At 73.5% G+C, this 11,992-nt stretch carries 10 protein-coding genes; 5 read left to right on the forward strand and 5 right to left on the reverse strand.

Annotated elements, in window-relative coordinates; translation table 11 throughout:
- Positions 1-8 precede the first annotated feature (8 nt).
- Positions 9-740 (reverse strand): ligase-associated DNA damage response endonuclease PdeM, encoded by a 732-nt coding sequence (pdeM, locus tag VGL30_RS13240; protein WP_331540471.1) that lies wholly within the window; start codon positions 738-740, stop codon positions 9-11.
- Positions 737-3,346, reverse strand: a complete 2,610-nt coding sequence (locus tag VGL30_RS13245; protein ID WP_331540472.1) for a ligase-associated DNA damage response DEXH box helicase — start codon at positions 3,344-3,346, stop codon at positions 737-739. The genes pdeM and VGL30_RS13245 overlap by 4 nt, the downstream gene beginning before the upstream one ends.
- Positions 3,347-3,442: 96 nt before the next feature.
- Between VGL30_RS13245 and VGL30_RS13250 the strand changes: the two genes are divergently transcribed.
- The 5 genes from VGL30_RS13250 (at position 3,443) to VGL30_RS13270 (ending at position 8,926) form a co-directional block, all read left to right on the forward strand.
- Entirely contained in the window at positions 3,443-3,883 is a 441-nt protein-coding gene (locus VGL30_RS13250; protein WP_331540473.1) for a hypothetical protein, read from the forward strand.
- Between the two features lie 27 nt (positions 3,884-3,910).
- Positions 3,911-4,348 (forward strand): hypothetical protein, encoded by a 438-nt coding sequence (locus VGL30_RS13255; protein ID WP_331540474.1) that lies wholly within the window; start codon positions 3,911-3,913, stop codon positions 4,346-4,348.
- Positions 4,349-4,449: 101 nt separating this feature from the next.
- Positions 4,450-4,881, forward strand: coding sequence for a response regulator (locus tag VGL30_RS13260; RefSeq protein WP_331540475.1), 432 nt, complete (start codon positions 4,450-4,452; stop codon positions 4,879-4,881).
- 477 nt (positions 4,882-5,358) lie between these two features.
- Positions 5,359-8,151, forward strand: coding sequence for an ATP-dependent DNA helicase (locus tag VGL30_RS13265; RefSeq protein WP_331540476.1), 2,793 nt, complete (start codon positions 5,359-5,361; stop codon positions 8,149-8,151).
- Between the two features lie 37 nt (positions 8,152-8,188).
- A complete protein-coding gene (locus VGL30_RS13270) occupies positions 8,189-8,926 on the forward strand; it encodes a prephenate dehydrogenase/arogenate dehydrogenase family protein (protein ID WP_331540477.1) in 738 nt (245 codons plus the stop codon).
- Here VGL30_RS13270 and hisC read toward each other — a convergent pair.
- From hisC to VGL30_RS13285, 3 genes are all read right to left on the reverse strand, one after another.
- A complete protein-coding gene (hisC, locus tag VGL30_RS13275; protein ID WP_331540479.1) occupies positions 8,923-10,056 on the reverse strand; it encodes a histidinol-phosphate transaminase in 1,134 nt (377 codons plus the stop codon). The genes VGL30_RS13270 and hisC overlap by 4 nt on opposite strands.
- An 11-nt stretch (positions 10,057-10,067) precedes the next feature.
- On the reverse strand, positions 10,068-10,877 hold the full coding sequence (locus VGL30_RS13280) for a chorismate mutase (protein ID WP_331540480.1): 810 nt from the start codon (positions 10,875-10,877) through the stop codon (positions 10,068-10,070).
- Positions 10,878-10,948: 71 nt separating this feature from the next.
- Positions 10,949-11,980: a DUF2125 domain-containing protein gene (locus VGL30_RS13285; protein ID WP_331540481.1), complete on the reverse strand. Its 1,032-nt coding sequence runs from the start codon at positions 11,978-11,980 to the stop codon at positions 10,949-10,951.
- Between the last annotated feature and the right edge of the window lie 12 nt (positions 11,981-11,992).

An 11,992-nucleotide genomic window follows, 5' to 3' on the forward strand; every position in this document is an offset into this window, starting at 1 on the left:
GCTCAGGCTCAGTCGGGGCGCAGCGAGCGCCAGCCCACCGCATGCACCCGCTCGGTCCCCAGCGCCCCGGCCAGCGGCGGTTGCGCGAACAGCCCCCCGAACGCCCGGTCGCGCACGTTCAGTCCCCCCGCATAGGCCCCGAAGGCCGGCAGCACCGCGCGCTCGCCGTCGGTGACGAAGCAGCGCCGCCGCACCACCCCGCGCGAGGCCGCCACCTTGGCGCAGGGATGCAGGTGGCCGCTCACCTCGCCGGGCCGGCGCCCGCCCGTCGGCTCGTGCCGCAGGGTCAGCGAGCCCAGGGTCAGCGTCTGCGCCACCTCGCCCGGCGCCGCCTGCGGCCCGTCCGCATCGTGGTTGCCCACCACCCAGATCAGCCGCAGCCCCGCCGCCAGCGTCCGCAGCCGCTCGGCGTAGGTCGCCGCCAGCCGCGCCTCCGAGCGCCGGTCGTGGAACGTGTCCCCCAGCAGCACCAGCACGGCGGGCCGCAACGCCCGGGTCTCGGCTTCCAGCCGGTCCAGCGTCTCGCCCGTGTCGTAGGGCGGCAGCATCTGGCCGCGCTCGGCGTAGGACGAGCCCTTCTCCAGGTGCAGGTCGGCCACCACCAGGGCGCGCGCGGCTTCCAGCCACATCCCGCCCGACCGGCGCAGCAGCACCTCCTCGCCGTTGAGCGCCAGCCGCAGCCCCCCGCAGCCGCTCTGCGCGAAGCCATAGCCCGCGCCGGCCGGGGCGACGGCGCTCATGCCAGCGCCTCGGCGATCAGGTCGGCTTCCGCCTCGGCCAGGATCATTTCGCCCGCCGCCCCGGGCACCCGCTCCTTGCCGATCTCCAGCAGGATCGGCACCGCGAACGGCGACAGGTGGTCCAGCGCCGCGTGCCGGATGCGTCCGCGGATCCGGGCCAGCATCTGGCCCACCCGCGCCACGTCGATCAGGCCGGTGGCGGCGTCCTCGCGGGCGCAGCGGAGCAGCAGGTGGTCGGGCTGGTGGCGGCGAAGCACGTCGTAGATCAGGTCCGTGGAGAAGGTGATCTGGCGTCCCGACTTCTGCGGCTGGCCGGGAAAGCGCCGCTCGATCAGGCCGGCGATGACCGCGCAGCCCTTGAAGGCCCGCTTCATCATGAAGCTGTCGGCCAGCCAGTCCTCCAGGTCGTCGCCCAGCATGTCCTCGGCAAACAGCGAGTCGAAATCAAGGCCATCCAGCGGCTTCAGCGCCCAGACCGCCAGGGCGTAGTCGTTGCAGACGAACCCCAGCGGCGCAGCCCCCGCCCGCTCCAGCCGCCGGGTTAGCAGCATGGCCAGGGTGGTGTGCGCCAGCCGGCCCTCGAACGGATAGCAGACCATGAAATGCCGCTTCCCGCGCGGGAAGGTCTCCAGCAGCATCTCGTCCCCGTGGGGGATCGCCGAGCGGTCCCGCTGCGCCTCCAGCCACTCGCGCACGTCGAGCGGCAGCACCGCCCAGTGGTCCTGGTCGTACATCAGCTCGCGCACCCGCTTGGCCAGGTAGGTGGAGAGCGCGAACTTCGAGCCGCCCCAGGACGGCATCTTCGGGTCCCGGTCCGCCGCCGGGCTGACCAGCACGTCGAGGCTGGTCACTCCCACCAGCTTCCAGACCTGGCCGGCGAACACGAAGGTGTCGCCGGGCTCCAGCAGCTCCAGGTAGCCTTCCTCCACCTCGCCGATCTTGCGCCCGGGGAGCCCCCGGCGCCCGGCGATGCGCACGCTCAGCACCGCGGGCGAGACGATGGCGCCGACGTTCATCCGGTGGCGCTGGGCGGTGGCGGCGTCGCGCACTCGCCAGCGGCCGTCCTGGCCCTTCACGATGCGGCGGAAGCGGTCGTAGACCCTCAGCGCATAGCCGCCGGTGGAGACGAAATCGACCACCGCCTCGAAGTCCTCCCAGGCCAGGTCGCGGTAGGGCCCGGCTCCACGCACCTCCTCGTAGAGCGCCGTCAGGTCGAACGGCTCGGCGCAGGCGCAGCCCATCACATGCTGGGCCAGCACGTCCAGCGCGCCCACGCGCTCCGGATCGCCGTCCAGCCGGTTCTCGGCGATCGCCTCGCGGGCCGCCTGGCACTCCAGCATCTCGAAGCGGTTGGCCGGCACGAACAGCGCGCGGCTGGGCTCGTCCATCCGGTGGTTGGCGCGACCGATCCGCTGCACCATCCGCGACGCGCCCTTGGGCGAGGCCAGCTGGATCACCAGGTCCACGTCGCCCCAGTCGACGCCCAGGTCCAGGGTCGAGGTGCAGACCACGGCCCGCAAGCTGCCGCGCGCCATCGCCGCTTCCACCTTGCGCCGCTGCTCGGCGGCCAGCGAGCCGTGGTGCAGGGCGATCGGCAGGTTCTCCTCGTTCAGCCGCCACAGCTCCTGGAAGGCGAACTCGGCCTGGAACCGGGTGTTGACGAACACCAGCGCCGTGCGGGCCCGGGTGATCGCCTCATAGACCTCGGCCATGGCGTGCTGCGCCGTATGCCCCGCCCACGGCACGCGGCCCTCGGACAGCAGCAGGTCGATGATCGGCTCCGCGCCGGGCGGCCCGCGCACGAGGTCCACTGTTTCCTTCTCCCCCTGCGGGAGAAGGTGGCCTCCCGGAGGGATGTCGGATGAGGGGTCTCTCAGATCTGTCCGGGTGACGACGGCGTTCATCGCGGAGAGGCCCATCGACCCCTCATCCGACCCGCTTCGCAGGCCACCTTCTCCCGCAAGGGGAGAAGGACCATAGGCCAGCCACCGCCGGATCACGTCCGGGTCGTCGACCGTCGCCGACAGGCCCACCCGCCGCAGCCGCGGCGCGAGCTGCTGCAGCCGCGCCAGGTCAAGCGCCAGCAGGTCGCCGCGCTTGGAGGAATGGATCGCGTGGATCTCGTCGACGATCACGCAGGCGAGGTCCTCGAAATACCCCCGCGCGCCCTCCCAGGCGCAGAGCAGGGCCAGCTGCTCGGGCGTGGTCAGCAGAATGTCCGGCGGCCGCACCCGCTGGCGCTGCTTGCGCGCCACGCCGGTGTCGCCGGTGCGCGACTCCGCGACGACAGCCAGGCCGATCTCGCCGATCGGCGCCAGCAGGTTGCGCTCCACGTCCACCGCCAGCGCCTTCAGCGGCGAGATGTAGAGGGTGTGCAGCCCGGGCCGCGCGTTGCGCGGCGGCCGTTCGGCAAGCTCGATCAGGCTGGGCAGGAAGCCCGCCAGGGTCTTGCCGCCGCCGGTCGGCGCGATCAGCACCGCGTCGCGTCCGGCGCGCGCCTTGGCGATCATCTCCAGCTGGTGGGCGCGCGGGCGCCAGCCCCGCCGTTCGAACCAGGCGGCGAAGCGCTCGGGCAGCAGAGAGGGTGGGGCGCCCGTGTCGTCCATCGCCGCCATAAGATGTTCCCGTTCCGTTTCGTGCAAGCGGCTTGACGGCGGCCGGGCTGCGCCCCTCACTGGGACCGGGCTTGAGGAGGCGCGGCGATGCGGCGGGCGGTGGGGCTGATCGTGTGGGCGGCGATGGCGGGCGGCGCGGCGGCCCAGGTCGACACCCCGCCCGACTGCCACTGGGTCGCGGTTCCGGCCCGGCCCTCGACCATCGAGATGTGGTGCCGCGGCGAGGACGGCCGGGCCACGCCCACCGGACGGCTGATGCGCCAGGCGTCGCCCAACACCTGGGACGGCTGCCCGCGCGGCAAGCTCTATGACGGCGCCCGCTGCGTCACCGAGGCCCGGGCGCTGGCCGCCGCCGGCGAGGCCTGGGCCTCGGCCCCGCCGCCGGTCCCGGGCCCGGCCGCCGCCGCAGCGCCCGCCAACAGGCCGCGGGTGCTGATGTTCCAGGACCGCCGGGGCCGGCGCGGCCGCGGCATGGCCTGCATCGACCAGGACAACGCGACGATCTGCAAGCCCATCCCGCGCCACTGACCGCGCGGACGGACGAAGGAGGGGGCCATGGTTCGCATCATTCCCGCCGCGCTCGCCGGCGCGGTTCTGCTGGCCGCCGCGGCTGCGGCGGCCCAGGACGCCGCCCCGCCCGGCTGCCGCTGGCAGGGCGGCGGGACGCTGGCGTGCAAGGACGGCCGAGGCCATTGGCGGCGCTCCGGCGACGGCGAGATCGTCGGGAGCTATCCGATGGGCAGGCCCCAGCCGAAGCCCGTCGCCGCGCCTGCGCCCCCGCCCGCTGCGCCTGCGCCGCCGCCCCCGCCCGACGCACCGGTCCAGGCTGCGCCCCCTGCGCCGTCCCCGCCAGCGTCCGTCCCGCAACCGGCCCCGCCGCCGCCCGCCGCCGCGCCCCCGCCCCAGCCCGCCAGGTCCTGGTGGCGGCGCTGGCTCGACGACATCTGGAGCGACCTCCAGGCCTTCCTGCATCTCCTGGGCCTCAAGCGCTGAGCGGATTGCGACAACCCGCCGCATCCGCCACGGCCGAACGTTAACCGGAGCCTTGCCGCTCTCCGGCTACCTCAGGGAACTCGCACGTGAGGGAGCCTGACATGCGGGATGGTGTCGATTTGCCGGCTGCGGCGGACCCGCGCGATCGGACCGGCCGCCCCTTGCGCGTCCTCGTGGCTGAGGACAACGCGGCGAACCGCTGTGTGCTCAAGGCCTTGCTGCAGCCTTTCGACATCGAGGTCCGCCTTGCCGACGACGGCTGCGAAGCCGTCGCGGCGGCCAATGCGAGCGCCTTCGACGTGCTGCTGATGGACGCCAACATGCCGCGCATGGACGGGGTCGAGGCGCTCCGGCGCATCCGCCGCGAAGCTGGACCCTGCGTCGCGGCCCCCATCTACATGCTCACCGCCGACGTCTTCGACGACGACGTCCGCCGCTATATCGAAGCCGGCGCCGACGGCGTCCTCGGCAAGCCCATCGAGATATCCCAGGTCTTCGACGTCCTCTCCGCCGTCGCCCGGAAGGCGGCGTAAGCCCCTCGCCGGGGCTCCGCATCCGCCAGCCGTAATGTTCTCATTATGTTCTTGTCGCACGACGCCGTGTGAGCTACGCTTCGCAGGCGCCCGCTGGCACTGCTCCCAGGTGTTTTCCGCATCGTTGGGGATCAGAGCGCAACCCTGCGCCGCCGCCGTGACGGAGCCTTGCAAGGTGTTTACCGGTCAACAGCTCCAGAACACCTAAGATATCATATAAACCATTGATTACAATTATATTTTATCGGACCAAAAGGTGTTGTTCGCCACCCGGAAAAAGTGTTTACCGACGTAAGCGCCGGGTCATCCATTTCCTATGGAGGCGCGGTGTTCTTCTTCTCCCGCATGGGGAGAAGGATTCATCAGCGGCCCCCAGGATGTGTGCGTCCTTGGCCCGCAAGCGGGGCCAGGAGAGGAGAACTCGGCCACCCCAAGGCTTCCGTTTCGTTCGCGCCCGAATGCAGGTAGCAGACGCGGGTGAACGCGCCTTCGCCCACCCTGGATCTCGCGCCCGCGCTCATCGTGCTGCCCGGGCCGCGGGCGGCGGTGGCGGACGCCGCCGGCGTGCGCGCCGTCCGTCCGCCGGAGGCCCGCGACCTGTTCGAGCGCGGCCCGGTGCTCCTCGCCCACGCCGCCATGACCGCCCGCCGGCTGGGGCTCAACGCCCCGCCGCGCGCCCAGGGCCTGCTCGACGTGCTGGAGCTGTTCGCTTTCGTGCGGCCCGCCCGCTTCTGCGCCCCCTCGGCCGCCGGCCTGGCGCTGGCCGTGGGCCTGGCCGAGCCGGACGGCGCCCCGGTCCAGGCCGCGGCCCTGCTCGCCGTCACCCGCCTGCTGCTGGGCGAGCTGGCCGCCGCGCCCGAGCCTTCCCGCGAGGAGGCGCTGGCCGTGGCCGAGACCCTGGCCCGGGCCGGCTGGGCCTGGGGCCCGGCCGCCGTCGCCGCCCTGCGCTCGGCCCCGGTCGGCAACCAGTTCCGCACCTCCGGCCTCGACGCCTGGGGCCGTATCGCGGAGTGGGAGGACCAGGCGCCGCCCGGCGAACCGGGCACGCGGCCGGTCTCGCCGGAGGACGCCGCCGAGCGGCTGAAGGTTCTCCTGCAGCGCTCCGGCCTCGACGAGGCGCGCCCCGCCCAGGCCGAGTTCGCCGCCGAGGCCGCCTTCGCCTTCCAGCCCCGCGAGCGGGAGGGCGAGCCCAGGATGATGCTGGCCGAGGCCGGCACCGGCGTCGGCAAGACGCTGGCCTACCTGGCGCCGGCCTCCCTCTGGGCGGAGGCCAACGGCCCGGCGGTCTGGGTCTCCACCTACACCCGCGCCCTGCAGCGGCAGATCGAGCGGGAAAGCCAGTCGATCTTCCCCGACCCGCGCGTGCGGGCGCGCAAGGCCGTGGTGCGAAAAGGCCGCGAGAACTACCTGTGCCTGCTGAACTTCCAGGATGCGGTGAATGCCGCGCAGCTGGGCGGCGGCGACCTGATCGGCCTGGGCCTCGCCTCCCGCTGGGTGCGCGCCACCCGCGACGGGGACATGACCGGCGGCGACTTCCCCGCCTGGCTGCCCACCCTGTTCGCCATCGGCCCGTCCGCCCAGGCCAGCGCCGCCAACCTAGTCGACCGGCGCGGCGAGTGCATCCACGCCGGCTGCCAGCACTACCGCACCTGCTTCGTGGAGAAGGCGGTGCGCGGCTCGCGCCGGGCCGACATCGTCATCGCCAACCACGCCCTGGTGCTGACCCAGGCGGCCTTCGACGGGGCCCGCAAGGCCAGGGGCGCCAAGGCCGACGGCGAGACCACCCAGCTCAAGCGCATCGTCTTCGACGAGGGCCACCACCTGTTCGACGCGGCCGACAGCGCCTTCGCCGCCGCCCTTTCCGGGGCGGAGGCGGCCGAGATGCGCCGCTGGATCCGCGGGCCCGAGGGCCGCGGCCGCCGCGGGCGCGGCCTGGAGGCGCGGCTTGGGGAGCTGCTCGCCGAGCGGGAGGAGGCGCGCTTGGCCCTGATCGAGGCCACCCGCGCCGCCACCGCCCTGCCGGGCGAGGGCTGGTCCGGCCGCATCGCCCCGCCCAATGGCGAGGTGAATCCGCTGGGTCCGGTGGAGACCTTCCTGGTCGCCCTGCTCGAACAGCTCCGCGCCCGCGCCGCCCCCTCCGAGGTCGGTATGGAGTGCGCCGCGCGCCCTGCCGTCGACCGGGTGCGCGAGACCGCCCGCGAGGCCGCCGCGGCCCTGGGCAAGGTCGAGGCCCCGCTGCTGGCGCTCGCCCGCGGCCTGGAGGACGTGCTGTACGACGAGGCCGCCACCCTGACCGCGCCGGAGCGCGCCCGCATCGAGGGCGCCCTGCGCGGCCTGGACCGCCGGGCGCGGATGACCCTGCCGGCCTGGCGCTCCATGCTGCGCGCCATCGACGAGGACGCCGAGGACGACCCGGACTTCGTCGACTGGTTCGACGCCACCTTCCTCTACGGCCGGGTGGTCGACGCCGCCTGCCGCCGCCACTGGGTCGATCCCACCGAGCCGCTCACCAACGCCGTCATCGCCCCGGCCCACGGCGTGCTGGTGACCAGCGCCACCCTGTCCGACGGCGCGGCGGCCGATCCCTTCGCGCTCGCCGAGATGCGCACCGGCGCGGCCCGCCTGCCCGAGCGGCCCAAGACCGTCAAGCTGGCCTCGCCCTTCGACTACGCCGCCAACGCCTGCTGCCTGGTGGTCACCGACGTCGGCCGCGACGACCCCCGCCAGGTGGCCGCCGCCATGCGCGAGCTGTTCCTGGCGGCGGGGGGCGGCGGCCTTGGCCTGTTCACCGCCATCCGCCGGCTGCGCGCGGTGCACGAGCGGATCGCCGCGCCCCTGGCCGACCGCGGCCTCGCCCTCTATGCCCAGCACGTCGACCCGCTGGAGGTGGGCGCCCTGGTCGACATCTTCCGCGCCGAGCGGGACGCCTGCCTGCTGGGGACCGACGCCGTGCGCGACGGGGTGGACGTGCCCGGCCGCTCGCTGCGGCTGCTGGCCTTCGACCGCGTGCCCTGGCCGCGGCCGGACATCCTGCACAAGGCTCGCCGGGTCCGCTTCGGCGGCAAGGGCTATGACGACGCCGTCGCCCGCGGCCGCATCGCCCAGGCCTTCGGCCGCCTGATCCGCCGCGCCGACGACAAGGGCGTGTTCGTCATGCTCGACGCCGCCGCTCCCAGCCGCCTGTTCACCAGCCTGCCCGAGGGGGTGGCGGTGGAGCGGGTCAGCCTTGTCGAGGCCATCGAGGCGACGGCGGCGTTCCTGGGGGAGTAGGTTTGCGAAGCTGCGCCCTACAGGCTATCGAGCGCCGATGAAGAGCCTGGGCCTTGTCGGTTTCGGTCAGTTCGGCCAGCTCGCGGCCCGGACCCTGAAACCTCATTTCGACGTGCTGGTCACGGACCTGGCCCCGGGCGCCGAAGCCGCCGCGCGAGAGGCCGGCGTGGCGTTCGGATCGCTGGAGGACGCCGCTCGGCAGGATGTCGTGGTCGTCGCCGTGCCCGTGGCGGCCATGCGCGCGGTTTTCACAGCGCTGGCGCCGCATCTCCAGCCCGGCGCGCTGGTCGTCGACGTGGGATCGGTGAAGATGCTGCCCGCGCAGTGGATGAGCGAGATCCTGCCCGCGCACGTCGACCTCGTCGCCACCCACCCGCTGTTCGGCCCGCAGAGCGCCAAGGCTGGCCTGGAAGGCCTGCGCTTCGTCGTCTGCCCGATCCGCGGCGAGCGCCACGAGCGGGTCGCGGCGTTCGGCCGCTCGCTCGGCCTGACCGTGACGGTCACCAGCGCGGAGGAGCATGACCGGGAGATGGCCTATGTGCAGGCCCTGACTCACCTGATCGGCCGCTCGCTGGTCAATCTCGGCATTCCCGACGAACAGCTGAAGACCGTCTCCTATCAGCACCTGCTGGAGCTCTGCTCGCTGATCGGCGCCGACACCTTCGAGCTGTTCACCGCGATCCAGACGCAGAACCCCTTTGCGGCGGAGGTCGCAGGCGCCTTCGTCGACCAGGCGCGCAGCCTGCTGGATCAGGTCGCGGCCAAGCGGTCCTAGCGGTGCATGAAGGCGGCCAGCGCCTCGATGACGGCGCGGTTGTGCTCTTCCAGCCCGATGGTGATGCGGATGTGGTCCGGCAGGCCGTAGTTGGTCACCAGCCGCACCAGCAGGCCGCGGGCCGACAGGAAGGCCTCGGCCCCGCTCGCCGTCTTGCCGGCCTTCGGAAAGCCCACCAGCAGGAAGTTGGCCGCCGAGGGCCGCACGACGTCCAGGCCCAGCCCGCCCAGCTGCTGGTCCAGCCACGGCCGCCAGCGGTTCACGTGCTCTATCGAGCGGCGCTGGAACTCCTCGTCCCTCAGCGCCTCCACCGCCGCCAGCTGCGCCGGGATATTGATGTTGAATGGCAGGCGGATGCGGTCCACCGCCTCGGCGATGGCGGCCGGCGCATAACCCCAGCCGACCCTCAGCGCCGCCAGCCCGTGCAGCTTGGAGAAGGTGTGGGTCACCACCACGTTCTCGGAGCCCCGCGCCAGGTCGATCCCGTCGTCGAACGTCGGGTCGTCCGCGAACTCGGCGTAGGCGCCGTCCAGCACCAGCACCACGCTGGGCGGCAGGTTTTGGTGCAGCCGCTCGACTTCGGAGAACGGGATCCAGGTGCCGGTCGGGTTGCCGGGGTTGGCCAGGAACACCAGCCGGGTGCGCCCGTCGACGGTCTGCAGGATCTCGTCCACGTCGATACGGTAGCCGGGCTCCCTGGCCACCTTCACCTGCGCCTGGCAGGCGTGCGCCCCGATGGCGAAGGCGGCGAAGGCGAACTCGCCCTGCACGATGTTGTCGCCCGGCTCCAGGAAGGTCTGGCAGAGCAGCTGGAACACCTCGTCGGAGCCGCAGCCGAAGATCAGCCGCTCCGGTTCCAGGCCGAACCGCTCGGTGATGGCCGTGCGCAGGATCGTCGTGCGGCTGTCCGGGTACATGTGCAGCTGGCCGGCGGCCGACGCGTAAGCCGCCCGCGCCTTCTCGCTCGACCCCAGGATGTTCTCGTTGGCCGACAGCTTGATCGGATCGGCCACGCCCTCCGCCGTGGCCTTGCCCGGCACATAGGCGTGGATGTCCATGATCCCCGGCTTCGGCTGGGGACGCGCGGCGGCGCCGCGATCAAGGGTGGGCGGGACGGGAGGCTGGGACATGGGCTTTTGGCTTACACGTCGAGCGGCGCCGGCGCAGCCCCGATCACGCCGGCGAGGCTGCCGGGCGCACGGGCCAGCCGCGGGTCGTCCGGCTGGTGGAAGCCCGCCAGGCTGAACAGTTTCAAGCCCCCTGCGGCCATGAGGAAGGTCGCGGCGACCCCGTCGCGGCCCAGCGTCTCCTCGATCGCCGCCGGCGCCTGGGCCGCGTCGGTGACCCAGAAGGTCTGGTCCGATCCCGTGGGCTCGACGGCGATCTCCGCCACCGCCAGGGCGGTCATCGGCCCCCAGGCGGCCAGGCAGGGCAGGGCGGCGAACACCTTCAGCCTCGGCTCGGCCAGCAGCCGGCCCCACCAGGCGCTGTCGGGCGCCAGGGCCAGCACGCCCACTCCGCCCAGGGTGCGGGCCGCCGCCAGCGCGTCTTCCGGCCGGGCGGCCAGCGCCAGCGGCGGCGCGGAGCCGAAGCGGTTGCGGGCGAAGTCGACCACCCGCGCCGCGTCCCGGTCTCCCCACACCGACAGGTGGAAGGGCCCCTGCCGGGCCAGGCTGTCGCCGATCAGCTCGCGCCACAGCCGCACCACCAGGGCGTCGCCCGCGCCGCGTCGCGCCTGGTCCAGCAGCTTGCGCAGGATGGCGTTCTCCCGCGCCGGGCGCAGGCCGAACTTGCCGGCGTCCCCCGCCGCGGCCTTGGCCGCCGCCACCTGCGCGGCCAGCGACGCCCGCTCGTCGATCAGCGGCAACAGCTCGGCGTCGATGGCGTCCAGCCGCGCGCGCACCGCCTCCAGCGAGGGCGGGCGTGCGGACTTGGAATCGGCCTTCGCCATTTCGCCCCCGAAAACGAAGGGTTGCGGTTAAGTCATCGGCGGCGGAGAGGCAAGCCGCGGGCCAGGTCCCCTTAGTACACCCGCGGCGCCGGCGCGACGGCCACGGGACCGAACGTCGTCTGGCCGGCCTGGAAGGTCAGGGTGGCCCGGGCCGTCTCCCCGTCCCGCCGCGCGGCGGCCACCACGGCGGCGGCCTGCGCGGCCTCCGGCGAGATCGCGCCGGTGTCGGCCAGGGCGGTGATGGCCTTGGGCGCCTGGCGCAGCGTCAGGTCCAGCGATCCGCGGATGCGCCCGTCCGGCCCGACGCTCAGCGTGCCCGGCTGCACACCCAGCACCGCGTCTCCCGCCGTGAGGCCCGCGTCGCGCACGCTGATCTGGCCGCCGGCGTCGGACCAGGCCCGCACCGCCTCCGGCCAGGTCGCGCCTGCGAACCGGCCCATCTTCGACAGGGTCGAGTTCCAGCTCAGCGACACCGGCCGGTCCCCCGCCACCCGGGCAAACAACCCCGCCAGCCTGGCCTTGCCGCCGTCCACCCGCAGGAACACCCCGCCCTGGTCGTCCGGTCCGGGCCGCAGGTGGAACTCCACCCGGTCGGCGGCCGTCAGCGCGAAGGGCTGCGCCCCTGGGGCCGGCTGGAAGGCCAGCTTCACGCCCTCGAAGGAGAAGGCGGGCGGCGTCTTCTCCAGCCCGCTCAGGCTCGCACGGATGATCTCGCCCTTCACCGACACCGGCCCGCCGACCGGCCGGGTGAACACCACGCCCTGCGGCGCGGCCATGATCCAGCGGCCGGGGCTCAGCATGTTGGCCTCCGCCTCCAGCCGCGGCGCCGCCAGCGCCCAGCCGGAGGGGTCGCGCACCCGCGCGTCGGTCAGGGTCACGTCCATGCGGAACGGATAGCCGCCGATGCTGCGCGAGCCCCAGGCCACGTCGTAGCCCGTCTTGCGCAGGGCTTCCGCGCCGGCGTCCAGGCGCCGGCCCAGCTCCATGCGCGCCTTGAACCAGACCCCGCTCCAGACCGCCGCCGCCGCCAGCAGCAGCACGAACGGCAGGTAGAGGCCGAGCCGCCGGGGTTTGCGGGGCGGCAGGGGATCGGGCACAGACATGGGAGGCTCTTC

Source organism: Phenylobacterium sp., from assembly GCF_036502675.1.
Lineage (GTDB): Bacteria > Pseudomonadota > Alphaproteobacteria > Caulobacterales > Caulobacteraceae > Phenylobacterium.